Source organism: Dysgonomonas sp. UBA7710 (genome assembly GCF_002482385.1).
In the GTDB taxonomy this organism is placed as follows: Bacteria; Bacteroidota; Bacteroidia; order Bacteroidales; family Dysgonomonadaceae; genus Dysgonomonas.
The window spans coordinates 1-13,957 of the sequence record NZ_DLFW01000013.1; the positions used below are offsets into that span (position 1 = coordinate 1).

The window sequence follows — 13,957 nt, forward strand, 5'->3', positions numbered from 1 at the left end:
ACGCAAAGGCGCAAAGTTTTTACATCTTACGGGTTGTTGACTGTTGACTGCTAACTGTTGACTGTAAACAGTGTTTCCCCGCTGATGCGGACTTCCAGTCCGTGTCTTGTTGACAGGGCAAAAATGTTTGCTACGCAACACACAGACGGGACGTCTGCGCGAGCGGAGGAATAGTTACAAGTAGACAAGATACAAGTTGTTTATTGTTTACTGAAATAAGTGTAACCTTTGTTACCTTTTAGCAAGTAATGAGTTTTAAGTAATAAGTCGTAAGTCAAGTTTTTTTAAGTTACGAGTTACAAGACACTTTATTTTGTTTCACGCAAAGACGCAGAGACGCAAAGTTTTTACATCTTACCTGTTGTTAACTGATGACTGTTAACTGTTAACTGAAAAAAACCTTTTCCAATATAAGCGGCCAGATTCCGTTTTCTGGTATATCCTAAGAAAAACTGATAAAAACATCTAAAATCTTATATATTCAATATTTTTATACTAAATTTGCACACTTAGAATATTTGTGTGCAGTTTTGATATATGGCCATAAACAAAACCCGAAATATATTAATTGACGTAGCTCGTCAATTATTCGCAAAACTGGGTGTGGATAACACAACCATGAATGATATTGCTGTGGCTTCGCATAAAGGCCGCCGTACATTATATACCTACTTCAACAATAAGAATGAAGTCTATCAGGCAGTATTGGAAACAGAGCTTGACCAGATGTACCACGCCCTGCAATCGGTAGCGAGCAAGAAACTTCCTGCCGATGAGAAACTCCTCCTTTTCTTTTATACCAGGTTCGATGCGGTAAAGAACGTTGTAGTGAGGAACGGTACGTTAAAAGCCGACTTCTTCCGTGACATCTGGCGTGTGCAGAACGTACGCAAATCATTTGACATAAAGGAAATCCAGGTACTCAACGATATATTAACCAAAGGAGTAGAAGAAGGCACTTTCGAAATGCCCGACACACAAGCCACTGCCGAAATACTTCACCATGCACTCAAAGGCCTGGAAGTACCTTATATAAGAGGGCAGATAAGAGCAGAAAGTCTGAAAACGGAATCTCAGCGCGAAAATATCGCCTATCTGATATTCGAAGGAATCAAAAAAAAGAAATGATTATCAACTAAATTAAGGTCACAGACCTATTTATTACTTTTGTATTTGCAATAACAATAATCGGTTAAGATCAAATAACGTCGCATAAAATACTTTATTTTACTTATAATATTTATATTTTAAATTATGAAATTACTTGAAGGTAAAACCGCTGTCATTACAGGTGCAGCCCGCGGCATAGGTAAAGCCATTGCCCTAAAATATGCAGAACAAGGTGCCAATGTTGCATTCACCGATCTAGCGATAGATGATAACGCGAAAGCCACTGAAGCAGAAATCGCCGCTTTCGGAGTAAAAGCTAAAGGATACGCTTCTAATGCTGCAAACTTCGAAGATACACATAAAGTGGTAGAAGAAATAATGAAAGATTTTGGAAAGATCGATATCCTTGTAAATAATGCCGGTATTACCCGTGACGGATTAATGATGCGTATGACCGAGCAACAATGGGATATGGTTATCAATATCAACCTGAAATCGGCATTCAACTTCATCCATGCTGTTACCCCCATTATGATGAAACAGAAAGGTGGCAGCATTATCAATATGAGCTCAGTTGTAGGTCTTTCCGGTAATGCAGGGCAGACAAACTACTCCGCATCTAAGGCCGGTATGATCGGATTGGCCAAATCGATAGCTAAAGAGGTTGGCTCAAGAGGTATCCGTGCCAACTGTATCTGTCCGGGATTCATCATTACAGAAATGACAGGCGTATTATCTGACGAAGTAAAACAAAAGTGGGCGGAACAAATTCCATTGCGTCGCGGCGGCACACCGGAAGATGTGGCCAATGTAGCTGTATTCTTAGGTTCTGACCTTTCTTCATATGTTAGCGGACAGGCTATTCCTGTTTGTGGCGGTATGAATATGTAAGATTTATATCTATATAAGGAGACGGGTTCAACTTATAGCTGAACCCGTTCTTATTTTACTCATGGTGATATGGCTCATTATTCAATATTGTCATCGCCCGGTATAACTGTTCTACAAAAATCAGGCGTACCATCTGATGAGAAAAGGTCATACGCGAAAGGGTTAGCTTTTCATTCGCCTTATCATACACACTCCGGGCAAAGCCGTAAGGGCCGCCAATCAGAAAAACAAGGCGTTTGGCTACCGCATGTGTCTTCTTTTCAATGTAGGTTGCAAATTGCAGAGACGTATATTCTTTTCCCTTATCATCCAGTAAGACCAGGTAATCACCCGCTTGCAGGTTCCGAAGGATAAGCTCGCCTTCTTTTTCTTTTTGCTGACCGGCAGTAAGGCTCTTCGTATTCTTTATATCAGGTATAACCTGTATTTCGAAAGGGACATAATGCTCCAGCCGCTTCTGATACTCACTCACTGCATCGATGAAATAACCGGCATCTGTTTTGCCTATAACAAGAAGGGTAATTTTCATTAGAATAATTTTAGCCTGCAAAAATAAGGATTTTACTTCGTAGCATCTATCACTCCCCTGAAATATCCGATAGATTCGGCTATCCCCGCCAAAGGAGTTTTCATATTACGCTCGTATTCCAGGCTACAAGCCCCGTCGTATTTTACTTCGCGAAGCATACGCACAAATGCAGGGATATCTATGATACCGCGCCCGATCTCCCCGGTTTTACCTTCTTTACTGGCTGCAGTTGTATTTTTCATATGGACATCAAACACACGGTCTTTATACCTCTTCAGATCGGCAACAGGATCTTGTCCGTCACGGGCGTCGTGACCAATATCGAGGCACATACCAATACGCGGGTCCAGATCTTTCACATTCTCGTATATATCCGTAGCATTCGGATATAGCTTGATATCAGGGCCATGCAGATGAATGGCATACTTAAAGTCATACTCTTTCACTTTCTGGTCTACATAGGGCAATACCTCATGATTAGGAACACCAACAATTAACTTCACCCCTACCCGCTTTGCATAGTCGAAAGCACGGTCTACTTCCTCCTTTGTTTTCATATAGATAGGTCCTACCGCATACCCGGTGACGTTATGGGCTGCAAGTTTCGCATGAAAAGCTGCAATCTCCTCATCGGTACTGGTCAGAGGCAAATGAAAGTCTTTAATGCATAGATAATGAACATCTACTTCCTGCATCATCTTCAATGTCTCATCTAAGTTGAAGTTAACAAAAGTATAACCCGCAATGGCAACTTTAAACAGTTCTCCGTCATCCCTTAAATTCCTTTCCGGTTCTTTTGCATACAGGCCGCTAGCAGAAAGGAGTATGCAACTGCAAATAATTGATAAAAATACGCTTAGTTTTCTTTTCATGGTTATTATCATTTAATATTAAATTTATCTATAAGGAAAGAATAACCCGTAAGTATTTTACAAAGTTAAAAATAAAATCAAACTTGTTTACCTTTTACTTTATATCGTTTACAATCTCCCTGATGGACAAAATTCCATATCTTTGCATTTCGAAACACTAAATAGAAATATTATGCGAATAATACCTAATTCCGAATTGATTATCAATAGTGATGGCAGTATATTCCATCTGCATATAAAACCGGAACAACTATCAGATAAAATAATAATGATGGGCGACCCCGAAAGAGTTACGCTCACAGCTTCGTTTTTCGACACCATAGAATGTAATATACAAAGCCGTGAGTTTCATACTATCACCGGGACTTACAAAGATAAACGCATAACAGCCATATCACACGGCATTGGGCCTGATAATATTGATATTGTTCTCACGGAACTGGATGCCTTAGCCAATGTGGACTTCAATAGCCGGGAAGTAAAAAAAGACTTCAAGCAACTGACAATGGTGCGGGTAGGCACGTCAGGCGGATTACAACCATACTGTCCGATAGGCTCATATGTAGTAGCGGCTAAATCGATCGGATTCGACGGCGTTCTAAACTACTATGACGGACGAAACAGTATTACATTGAACGACTTTGAAGCGGCATTCAAAGAATATGTAGGCTGGAATCCCCGGCATTGCGCACCCTATGTGGTCAAAGCAGACGAGAGTCTTGTGGAACAAATCGGATATGACATGATAAAAGGAGTGACTATTTCCGCCATCGGCTTTTATGGCCCGCAGGGGCGGTATGTGCGCATACCTTTGGCGAATCCTGATCTGAACAGTAAGATAGAGACATTCCGGTTTGGAGAAGATATGATAACTAATTATGAGATGGAAAGTGCTCCGCTCGCCGGATTGGGACGACTGATGGGACATCGCGCCATGACTGTGTGTACCATTATCGCCAACCGTCTTGCCGGAGAATCAAACGCAAATTATAAAGGTTCAATTGAAGATTTAATTAAAAAAGTACTAGACCGCATTTAATGAAGCCTTACACGAAAAAGAAATTAACTAAAGTTTTGTTGATAATACTTATACCTCTGATAATTATCGGATTGGCAGTTCTTCTTGCTAACTGGAAAATCCCCCATGACACTAAAGATTACGTCCATAATAACACTGATAGCATTCCTGCACAAAAGGCTGCATTAGTATTGGGAGCAGCCAGATATATAGGAGGCCGGCAAAATTTATATTTTACATACCGTATCCGGGCGGCCAAAGAATTATACGATGCCGGAAAAGTAAAAGCATTTGTAGTAAGCGGCGATAACAGCACAAAAGATTACAATGAAGCTCAGGATATGTATGACGCTCTGGTTGAGGCCGGAGTTCCCGGGGATATTATATACATGGACTATGCCGGATTGCGCACGCTCGACTCCGTAGTGAGAATGAGCGAGATATTCGGACAAAAATCTTTTATTATCGTATCTCAGGAGTTTCATAACGAAAGAGCCGTATTCCTGGCCCAATATTACGGATTGGAGGCATATGGGTATAACGCGAAGGATACTGATCTGAATCGCTTTTCGTACCGTACAAAAATAAGGGAACTATTCGCACGGGTGAAAGTCTTTGTCGATATCATTACAGGTAAAGGGCCAAAACATCTTGGAGAACCTATAAACATCAATTAATTTATATAAACAATAAAACCATTCAAAAGACTTTATGAAGAAACTTCTACTCGCACTCTCTTTATTTACAGCATGCTCTTTGGCCTACTCGCAAGATCCGAACAGAGAACTTCTAAAAAAATTAGTAGAAAAGAATATACTTACACAGGATGAGGCTGATTCGCTGAGGGCATCATCAAATAAGGATAGTCAGAATAATTCATTTACCCAGTCTGTAGAAAAAATAAGACAAGCATTCAACACGCCATATATGCAATTCGGGGGATACGGTTTATTGCTGTATAAGTATAGCGATGTAAACAAGGTAAAGCATGATTTGAGCACCAGAGTTGTCTTTTTACATATGCAAGGGCAGATATTTAAAGATTTCAAATACTTTGCAATGATGGAATTTGTAAATCCTACGTTAACAGAATATTATGTCGACTGGACTCCCTCAGGTAGTTTTAACCTCAGGGTAGGGCAAATGAAAACACCTTTTTCCCTCGAAAATCAATTCTCTCTTACTGCTTTGGAATCGATCACCAATACCCGTTCTGTCTCAGCACTTGCAGGTATGGGAGATGATGTTTTAAAATTACAAAACAATAAGAATAACGCCGGGCGCGACATGGGTATAAAGATATCCGGAAACCTCATCAATAAGGGTACTCATCATCTTCTCGAATATGGACTGGGAATATATCAGGGGACAGGCCTCGTTACCAGTGAAACAAATAATTCGAAGGATTTTACAGCCAATATTATGCTGCAACCTGTAAAAGGATTTCGCATAGGTGGTGGCGGGTATTTTGGCGAAGCTACATACATAAAGACCGGGGAAAATGAAAGAAACGACCATGTGCGAAACCGTTGGATTGTCAGTTCAGATTATAAAAATAACAGATTATATGCACGCGCCGAATGGATAAAGGCCAACGATGGGGGTATCAGCAAAGAGGGTATCCATGGTGTGGGGTTATGGTATTTCATTCCGGAGAAGTTGAATGCATTTGCTAAGGTAGATTATCTGAATCAGAATAAAAATATAAATAGTGAAGTGATGGATTATACCTTAGGGGTAAATTATTACTTCTATAAATCGTGCCGTTTCCAACTAAACTATACTTATTCCGACTACTCAAATAAGTGGGATGCGCCAAATTCGAATGTCGTTCTGGGACAAATGCAGATTGTATTCTAAAATTCACGGATAAGGATTACAACTAAAAAGTATATTTTTTAATAAACAACGACAAGGCCGGAATATTCCTTTTTGGACTACCAGATTTGATATATTTAATAAAGCCAAAGCTAAAGTAATATAGCCATCAGATTATCTATTTGATTATAAGATAATAATAAATATAAAATGTTCATCATACCTGAGTTTTACCTATTTATAGTTTAAATTGTAAAAATTTAACACCTCTTTATGCTAGCATTAAAATATTTTAATATCTTTGCTACATCAATCCATAGACGAATTCTCTGAAGTAGAGACCAACTATATGATTAGCTGTCTGTAATCTCTATTTCTAAATTGTAAAATAAAGATGAATCCCCTTAATATGGCCCCAAGAAATCAAATCAACGAAAAAATATCCGTTTCAGACTTTATTCTTCCGGTTGAAAATTTGGAGGTTAGCTATATTTTGTTAGAGAGAGAGAGAGAGAGAGAACACATTTAGCTAAAAAAAGGCACAAAAACAACAAACCGGATGTAATAAAGAGTGTCCGGTTATCATTTTATCACAAAAGACCTCCATTCAGGAAACATATGAGTTTCCTGAATGGAGGTCTTTTTGCGTTTGTACTGAAGAGCGAATCAGGCCTGAAGAAATATTATCAAATTATAATGTCGAGTTGATATAAAAACAATATTTAGCTATTAATTACAATTATTATGAAGAAAAGAGTGGTGTTAATTTTATCCTGCTTATTACTAAGTATAGGATACATTGCGGCGCAAACGACAAAGATCTCAGGAACTGTTGTTGATGAGTTGGGGGAACCTGCCATCGGGGCATCAGTTGTAGTTAAAGGTACCTCTACTGGTACTATAACAGATGTAAACGGAAATTTCTCTTTGAATGTTTCAGCGGATAAGAAAACATTAGTAATTTCTCTTATTGGCATGAAGACCAAAGAGGTTGCTGCCGGAACAAATTTGAAAATTACTTTGGAAAATGATTCTCAGTTGTTGGATGAAGTAATGGTAGTGGCTTACGGAACTGCAAAAAAATCATCTTTTACAGGATCTGCTTCTGTTGTCAACTCTGATAAAATTAGTTCTCGCCCTATTACAAGTGCCCTATCGGCGATCGAAGGGAATGCTACCGGTGTACAAGTAAGTACTACTACGGGCCAACCCGGGGAGTCGGTAGGTATTCGTATCCGTGGATTTGGTTCTGTGAACGCTTCCAATGCACCCCTCTATATTTTAGACGGGTCTATTTATAATGGGAATCTCGCCAGTATCAATCCAAGTGACATTGAGTCAATGACTATTTTAAAAGATGCTGCCTCTACCTCCTTATATGGGTCAAGTGCAGGTAATGGCGTTGTTTTAATCACAACAAAAAAAGGGAGGCAGGGAGCAGGTGTAACATTAAATGTTACACAAGGCTGGTCAAACAGGGCTTATGCTGATTATGCTAAAGTAGACGCATATGAGTATTACCCACTGCAATGGCAGATGTTGAAAAATTCGGGTGTTACCAGCGGTAAATCGCAAGCTGAAGCTGCCGAAATCGCTTCCAGAGACATTGTGAGTACGTTGAAATATAATCCATTCGTGGGTATAGCCGATGGTGAAGTCGTTGGTCTGGACGGTAAACTAAATCCCGCAGCTACCAAGCTTAAATGGGCGGATGACCTGGATTTTGAAGATGCTGCTTTCGGAAATGGTTATCGTCAGGAATACTCTCTCGGTTATAATAGCAAAACTGATAAAAGCGACACCTATTCTTCCATATCTTATCTTGATGAAAAAGGCTACATGATGAAAACCAACTTCAACCGTATGTCAGCACGCTTAAATCACAACATCAATCCGGTTAAATGGTTTAAGTCAGGGGTGAATTTGGCTTATGCGCGTTCTCAATCTAATTATTCATCTTCTACTCAGAGTAGTTCAAGTTCTTATAGTAATCTTACCCGTTTTGTCAGGGTCATGGCTCCTATATATCCTGTACACAGGCATGACCTGAATACCGGAGCCTACCTGGATGCCGCCGGTAATCCGACCACCAATCCGAAAGAATATATTTGGGACTACAGTGGGGCGCGGCTCTCCGGCAACGGCCGTGATGCTTTGGCGGAAACAGATTATAATAGCCGTCAGTTTAACCGGAATGATGCATCGGGGCGTACATATATCACCTTGACGCCCATCACCAACTTAACGCTTACCGCTAATTATAGCATCGATGGTACCGATTACCGTGCCAGAGTATATGAAAACCCGTTAGTAGGGGACGGAACTGCCGGCCCGGGACGTTTATCTCTCACATCTACCCGGAGTACAACGCAAACATTGAATCAATTGATCGGCTACAATAAATCGATAGACAAGCATCACATCGATGTCTTGGCCGGCCATGAAACTTATATTTATTCTTACGAATATTTATATTCCATGAAAGTGGGTGAAATATTCAGCGGCGTACATGAATTTCCTAACTTTACAACTATCAGCAGTGTTTCTTCTTATACGGACACCTATAAAAAGGAAGGCTATCTGGCTCGTTTGAACTATGATTATGATAATAAATACTATGGATCTTTCTCTTACAGGCATGATGGCACTTCCCGTTTTTCCAAAGATAGCCGCTGGGGAGATTTCTGGTCTTATGGCGCTTCCTGGAGAATCTCCGAAGAAAAATTTATGCAGGATATAAACTGGGTGGACAATCTGAAATTAAGGGTTTCTTATGGAGAAACCGGTGTTGACCGTACACTTGATGCCGATGGTAACAATGATTATTACCCTTATCAGACATTGTATGACCTGGGTATCAATAATGGGCCCGACGCAGGAGTGTATTTCTCTACTTTGTCCAATAAAAATCTTGTATGGGAAACGCAAATATCTAAAGATGCGGCTCTTGAATTTGCTTTATTCGGTAAATTATCCGGAACGATCGAATATTTTCAGAAAGACTCCAAAGACTTGCTGTTCAATGTACATGTGCCTACTTCCACGGGGGCAAGTTCACAGTTGCAGAACATCGGTAAAGTGAGAAACAGCGGTATAGAACTCGATGTTAACTATCAGGTATTTAAGAATAGCGATTGGGCGGTAAATATAGGCGCGAATGCTACACGCATCACAAACAAAATACTGAAGATGCCGGACGAAAACAAAGAGAACGGACTTATAGACGGTTCCAAAAAACTGATGGAAGGCAGTTCTATCTATGAATTTTGGTTGAGACAATGGTATGGGGTCGATCCTGCTAATGGTGATGGCTTATATCTGCTGGATACAGATGCTTACAATAAGGAAAAGGGTACATTAACCGCTGCTATCGAAAAAACAGTACAAGAAATAAATGGTGTACCTGTGACAAATTCTTATAGTTACGCGAAGTATGATTTTAGCGGAACTGCCATTCCTAAATGGTTTGGAGGCTTCAATTTCAATGTAGCCTATAAAGCATTTTCGTTAGGCGCTGTATTCTCCTATCAGCTGGGAGGTAAAACCCTTGACAATATATATCTCAGCATGATGGATATGGCTAATTACGGTTATGCAATGAGTGTAGATGTACGAAGGGCGTGGCAAGCCGAAGGCGACGTGACCGACGTCCCCCGCCTCGACAAGACAGCCGCACATAATACCAATGTAGGACAATCGTATTCTACCCGTTGGCTGGTAAGTACAGACTATTTGAACTTGCGTTCAGTGAATCTATCTTACACTTTACCTAAGAACCTGCTTAATAAAGTGCAGATACGGGAAACCAAACTTACTTTCAATGCAGAAAACCTGTTTATGTTGAAAGCAAGGCAAGGTTTAAACCCTCAACAAAACTTCAATGGTATTACCTATAACGTATATATGCCGGCAAGAACATTCACGCTTGGCCTCAACATGTCATTCTAAAAAATAAACAATTATGAAACAGATATATAAAATAAAGATTAGCGTTATCGCCCTTGCAGCATTATTTATGCTCTCAAGTTGTGATGACAGTTTTTTGGAAACCACGCCTACAGGGGCCATTTCCGAGGAGACAGTCAGCAGTACATTGGATGGCTTGTATATCGCCTTAAACGGAATTCATCGTAAGATGGTTTCGCAAGACCTGGGTAATCAGGGGCTGGGCGGCGAGCCCGGCTTCATTATCGGACGCGAAGCTCATGGGGACGATATGACCTGGGATACACAAACATGGCACCAAACACATCATACATGGGCCATCAACACAAACGCAAGTTCTGCCTATAATTATGGCGTATGGAATACCTATTATCAATTTATTTTGAATGCCAATAAAATATTAGAGAACTTAGAAACTAAGTATGCAGGCTCTACAGAGCCTTTGGCAGCCCAGATCAAAGGTGAATGTTTAGCTATCCGGGGCTGGGCTCATTTCCAGCTCGTTCAGTACTACGCCAAACGCTATGCCGCGGGAGCTGTCAATAACCAGTTAGGCGTCCCCTACAGGGAATCATCGGAAGTAACAGAAATGGCTCGTAATACAGTTGAAGAGGTATATACGAAAATCAACAGGGATCTGACGGCGGCAGCTACTTTGCTGGAGGGGTATAACCCGGCTGTTAATCACTATAGCCCGGCTGTTGTTGCCGGACTCAGGGCAAGAGTCGCTTTAACTCAACAGAACTATCCTGAAGCCGCTACCCAGGCCGTTCTTGCTATTAATCTGGCTAAAGCCAACGGGAAATCGATCATGAAGCAGGCGGAGCTTATGAATGGATTTGCTAACATTACCACAGCAACTAAGGAAGCCTTGTATGCCGCCATCACCCAAGATGACCAAACGGTGTATTTCTATTCATTCTATGCGTATATGTCGTGGAACTTCAACTCCAGTTCCATCAAAACAGGGATAAAATGTATCAGCCAATCAACTTACGATCTGATGTCGCCAACCGATTTACGTCGCCAATGGTGGGACCCGACCGGTACTGCCGCGGTACCAACAGTCAGTACTTATAACAAACGGGTTTATCAAAATCGTAAATTTACGGCTCGCTCCACGGCTGATGCGGTGGGAGATTTTGCTTTCATGCGTATTTCTGAACTCTATTTGATAGCTGCTGAAGCGTATGCCCGCTCAGGACAGGATACTCCGGCCAAGACGTATTTGCAGGAATTGATCGCAGAACGCGATCCCGGATATACCGATTCTGGAAATACGGGAACTGCTTTAGCGGAAGAAGTTATGAATCATCGCCGTATCGAACTATGGGGTGAAGGTTTCCGTTGGTTTGACCTGAAACGTTTGAATTTACCACTCTATCGTACAGGAAGTAACTTCAAAGAGTCATTCTGTGGATTCTTAGAAAAACAACCAACAGACAATGGCTGGTATTATGAAATACCTAAAGCAGAAACAGACTATAATACATTGATGGAAAAAAACTATTGATATAGGGGACGGGATACACTCCTTATAATGTTGCATCCAATTCATACAAACACTTTTTAATGCAGTGATGCATCAAATACAAAAGAGACCGGGCCCGGTCTCTTTTGTATTAATATATCGTATTATAACGTATTCCATCAATTTTTGTATTCCAAAGTGTGAATAGGGTTATAACTAATTTAAATAATATGGATAGTTCAGTAAGTTTTACATACTGATCTGTTGTCAATTGCATGTCCTTGATACATTTGGCAATAATCTCATCCCGCTTATCCATCCGTTCGATAAGCATACCGATATCATTATACCCGCTATATTGACAATGAGAGGCTTATGAGAAATTATGAGTCTCTTTTATTTCTGATGTACATAGATTCATATACATGCTATGTACATCCCAAAATTGTGAAAAACACACTAAAATAAGCTTATCCTTTTGCTCTTAATTATCTTTTCTTTAGTTTTGAAATAATTAATCCAAAGCTGGTACATCAAGTATAGTCTAAATATTGTTTTGGCATGAAAAAGTAAACTTATTTCTTTGTCAATGTAAAACAGTCTATGTCAGGAGCCCAGTTATAGTTATTTCCCATCCGGATTATATTGTACCCGGGTTTTAATTCTATGGGCACTGTTATTTTAGAGTGGTTATCATCCATTCCGAGTTCTTCGAGCATTTGTTTTTGCCCGTTGACTGTCAGTTCCAGTTTGCGGTTATTGCCAAACGAATAAAAAATTGTCATATCATAATGTCCGCCTTCTTTGCTGTATACTTCTTTCCATTCGGCATAGTTTTCGGGACTGCCTCCACAGTAACCGACTTTCATCTTTCCTGAAGCTTTTTCATCCACCGCATACAAAATCCCCTTCGGCGCTTTTCCCAAATCGTTGAATAGGGGCAGATAAGCCCATTCGGCCTCGTACAATACAGGTTCGATACGTGTTTGCCCTTCCATACGCAGGATCATCGCGCTATGAGCAGGTATCTTTTGTTCAAAAGATCCTGAGAAACTACCCAGATCAGTATGTTTTACTAAGTCCCTTACCTTCACTTTCCCTTCAAATTCCAACACTGAAAACGGTACAGAAAATGAACAAGGCGTATCGGCCGGATTATAAAGCGCCACAGCACGGACTTTCCCTCTCTTTTGCTCAATATCTTTTACCAATACATACCCTTCATTGTCGTGTTGTACGACATATGCTTGCAGCCCGAGCGGATCCTGATTCAAGGCAATAAGTTCCTTATTCGTTAATAATTTCAATGAAGATTCAGGCATCCTTTCCAAATCGCATCCGATAAGTAGCGGGGAACTCATAATACACCATAAACCGAAATGAGCTTCCTCTTCCGTCGGGGTAAGTCCTGTACCTCCGACCTTGCTGTTATTCTGAAAACCGATAACCATCATATCCATGTCGTTGTAATGTCCGTCTCCTGCATAAGCCGACAGATAGAGGTTTTTACCTACTACATATTTCAACGAATTCCAGTGTGCATTGATATCCCCGCTTATACGCCATGAATCAGCCACATCTTTGGCCCACGTGCCCGGGAATGCCCAACGGCAGATATTCAGGGCGATGCCTTTCTTTACTTTGTCTATGTTGCTACGGATAGATGTATACCTGTCTTCCTCGCTCAATCCTAAATACGTACCGCCACAGTAATCTATTTTGATAAAATCGAATCCCCATTCGCTGAAATAAAGTTCGGCATCTTGTAATTCATGTCCATAAATTCCGGCACCTACACCGGATTTATCCTGATCTTCCGCTGCCATAGAGCCGCATGTGTTATTTCCCGCGTCTGTATAGATTCCGGCCTTCAGTCCAAGATGATGGATGTGGTTAACCACAGGTTCCATACCATTGGGAAAGCGCCCGGCATTGACATGCATCTTGCCCGACTTATCCCGCGCACCAAAAAATCCGTCGTCGATATTTACAAATTTATAGCCCGCGTCTTTCAATCCTTTCGAAATCAGATAATCTGCCTGTCCTTTAATTATGTCTTCACTTATATTTACACGGAAGGCATTCCATGAACTCCAGCCCATCAGAGGCGGGGAAAATATACCTTTCTCAGGCCTTTCATTACCCATACTGCCGGATATATTAATGGACATCATTCTTCCGGCCATAAATACAGTAAAAAATACCAATACTATTCGAGTTTTCATATTCATAATGATTTCTTTTCGTAAAGATATTAAATATAATAAAAAAACAGAGGATGATGCCACCGTAAATAAGCAGCA

At 40.6% G+C, this 13,957-nt stretch carries 11 protein-coding genes; 7 read left to right on the forward strand and 4 right to left on the reverse strand.

What is annotated here, in order from left to right; translation table 11 throughout:
• Positions 1-537: 537 nt before the first annotated feature.
• Both B3317_RS04495 and fabG read left to right on the forward strand, forming a co-directional pair.
• Positions 538-1,128 carry a TetR/AcrR family transcriptional regulator gene (locus B3317_RS04495; RefSeq protein WP_006801063.1) on the forward strand — a complete coding sequence of 197 codons (591 nt, stop codon included), beginning with the start codon at positions 538-540 and terminating at the stop codon, positions 1,126-1,128.
• A gap of 126 nt (positions 1,129-1,254) precedes the next feature.
• The gene (gene fabG, locus B3317_RS04500) at positions 1,255-2,001 is read left to right on the forward strand and encodes a 3-oxoacyl-[acyl-carrier-protein] reductase (protein WP_291109046.1); all 747 of its coding nucleotides are present in this window, start codon (positions 1,255-1,257) and stop codon (positions 1,999-2,001) included.
• 55 nt (positions 2,002-2,056) lie between these two features.
• On the opposite strand, the gene rlmH is transcribed toward fabG, so the two are convergent.
• On the reverse strand, positions 2,057-2,530 hold the full coding sequence (gene rlmH, locus B3317_RS04505; RefSeq protein ID WP_291109047.1) for a 23S rRNA (pseudouridine(1915)-N(3))-methyltransferase RlmH: 474 nt from the start codon (positions 2,528-2,530) through the stop codon (positions 2,057-2,059).
• Between the two features lie 32 nt (positions 2,531-2,562).
• Positions 2,563-3,402 carry a sugar phosphate isomerase/epimerase family protein gene (locus tag B3317_RS04510; RefSeq protein ID WP_291109049.1) on the reverse strand — a complete coding sequence of 280 codons (840 nt, stop codon included), beginning with the start codon at positions 3,400-3,402 and terminating at the stop codon, positions 2,563-2,565.
• A 172-nt stretch (positions 3,403-3,574) separates the two neighbouring features.
• Here B3317_RS04510 and B3317_RS04515 point away from each other — a divergent pair, with 172 nt between their 5' ends.
• From B3317_RS04515 to B3317_RS04535, 5 genes are all read left to right on the forward strand, one after another.
• Positions 3,575-4,441: a nucleoside phosphorylase gene (locus B3317_RS04515; protein ID WP_291109051.1), complete on the forward strand. Its 867-nt coding sequence runs from the start codon at positions 3,575-3,577 to the stop codon at positions 4,439-4,441.
• Positions 4,441-5,097 (forward strand): SanA/YdcF family protein, encoded by a 657-nt coding sequence (locus B3317_RS04520; protein ID WP_291109053.1) that lies wholly within the window; start codon positions 4,441-4,443, stop codon positions 5,095-5,097. The genes B3317_RS04515 and B3317_RS04520 overlap by 1 nt, the downstream gene beginning before the upstream one ends.
• A gap of 34 nt (positions 5,098-5,131) precedes the next feature.
• Positions 5,132-6,280, forward strand: a complete 1,149-nt coding sequence (locus B3317_RS04525) for a porin (protein ID WP_291109055.1) — start codon at positions 5,132-5,134, stop codon at positions 6,278-6,280.
• A gap of 702 nt (positions 6,281-6,982) precedes the next feature.
• The gene (locus B3317_RS04530) at positions 6,983-10,186 is read left to right on the forward strand and encodes a SusC/RagA family TonB-linked outer membrane protein (protein ID WP_291109057.1); all 3,204 of its coding nucleotides are present in this window, start codon (positions 6,983-6,985) and stop codon (positions 10,184-10,186) included.
• A 13-nt stretch (positions 10,187-10,199) separates the two neighbouring features.
• Entirely contained in the window at positions 10,200-11,696 is a 1,497-nt protein-coding gene (locus tag B3317_RS04535) for a RagB/SusD family nutrient uptake outer membrane protein (RefSeq protein WP_291109059.1), read from the forward strand.
• 109 nt (positions 11,697-11,805) lie between these two features.
• Here B3317_RS04535 and B3317_RS04540 read toward each other — a convergent pair whose 3' ends face one another.
• A complete protein-coding gene (locus B3317_RS04540; RefSeq protein WP_291109061.1) occupies positions 11,806-11,988 on the reverse strand; it encodes a hypothetical protein in 183 nt (60 codons plus the stop codon).
• A 241-nt stretch (positions 11,989-12,229) separates the two neighbouring features.
• A complete protein-coding gene (locus tag B3317_RS04545) occupies positions 12,230-13,825 on the reverse strand; it encodes an alpha-galactosidase D (protein WP_414647447.1) in 1,596 nt (531 codons plus the stop codon).
• Positions 13,826-13,957 lie beyond the last annotated feature (132 nt).

Bases quoted from the DNA above. Each gene is read 5' to 3' on its own strand.
- B3317_RS04495 (WP_006801063.1), top strand. From the start codon at position 538: ATGGCCATAAACAAAACCCGAAATATATTAATTGACGTAGCTCGTCAA.
- fabG (WP_291109046.1), top strand. From the start codon at position 1,255: ATGAAATTACTTGAAGGTAAAACCGCTGTCATTACAGGTGCAGCCCGC.
- rlmH (WP_291109047.1), bottom strand. From the start codon at position 2,530: ATGAAAATTACCCTTCTTGTTATAGGCAAAACAGATGCCGGTTATTTC.
- B3317_RS04510 (WP_291109049.1), bottom strand. From the start codon at position 3,402: ATGAAAAGAAAACTAAGCGTATTTTTATCAATTATTTGCAGTTGCATA.
- B3317_RS04515 (WP_291109051.1), top strand. From the start codon at position 3,575: ATGCGAATAATACCTAATTCCGAATTGATTATCAATAGTGATGGCAGT.
- B3317_RS04520 (WP_291109053.1), top strand. From the start codon at position 4,441: ATGAAGCCTTACACGAAAAAGAAATTAACTAAAGTTTTGTTGATAATA.
- B3317_RS04525 (WP_291109055.1), top strand. From the start codon at position 5,132: ATGAAGAAACTTCTACTCGCACTCTCTTTATTTACAGCATGCTCTTTG.
- B3317_RS04530 (WP_291109057.1), top strand. From the start codon at position 6,983: ATGAAGAAAAGAGTGGTGTTAATTTTATCCTGCTTATTACTAAGTATA.
- B3317_RS04535 (WP_291109059.1), top strand. From the start codon at position 10,200: ATGAAACAGATATATAAAATAAAGATTAGCGTTATCGCCCTTGCAGCA.
- B3317_RS04540 (WP_291109061.1), bottom strand. From the start codon at position 11,988: ATGCTTATCGAACGGATGGATAAGCGGGATGAGATTATTGCCAAATGT.
- B3317_RS04545 (WP_414647447.1), bottom strand. From the start codon at position 13,825: ATGTCCATTAATATATCCGGCAGTATGGGTAATGAAAGGCCTGAGAAA.